The organism is Treponema sp. R8-4-B8 (genome assembly GCF_054786175.1).
On sequence record NZ_BDHE01000243.1, the window covers coordinates 1 to 616 of the forward strand.

At 46.3% G+C, this 616-nt stretch carries 1 protein-coding gene; it reads left to right on the plus strand.

Going from position 1 to position 616, the window contains the following annotated elements; translation table 11 throughout:
* The coding region (locus ACYVRA_RS08160) for a hypothetical protein (RefSeq protein ID WP_461252232.1) at positions 1-616 on the plus strand (616 nt) is incomplete at both ends.

The window sequence follows — 616 nt, forward strand, 5'->3', positions numbered from 1 at the left end:
TAACTACGAAAACGCCCTGTTTACCAAATGTCTCCTGCTCCGTACCACTAACGCCATGAGGGACGCAATTTACTCTTCTGGCAATCAAACCCTCATCGTGCAATTTGAAGAATTAGGCAGTTTACGTCAACAAATCAGCGCGTTACAGCAAAGCGGCGGAGATGAAACTTACATCAAAAACCTTGAATCTGAAGCCGAAACTCTTGAAAAATCCCTTACCCAGTCTTCAAGAGAATATAGGGAATTTCAAGCAGACTTGGCTATCAACTGGCAAAGCGTGCAAAACAGCCTGCAACCAAATGAAGCCGCAATCGAATTTGTCTCCTTCAAAATCTATGACAAAAAATGGACAAATATTACACAATACGCCGCGCTTGTTCTTCGCCCCGGCATGACCGCGCCGGAATGGATCCCGTTATGCGAAGAAAGCGCCCTGACTGAGCTTTTTGACAGGCTTATAGGCAGGTCTCCGCAGGTACAGGCGCGGACGCTTTATAACGTGCTGGGAGAAGAACTTTACAATGCAATATGGAAGCCTCTGGAAAAATCGCTTGAAGGCGTTACCGTGATTTTTTACTCGCCTTCCGGCCTGCTGCATAAAGTTTCTTTTAACGCG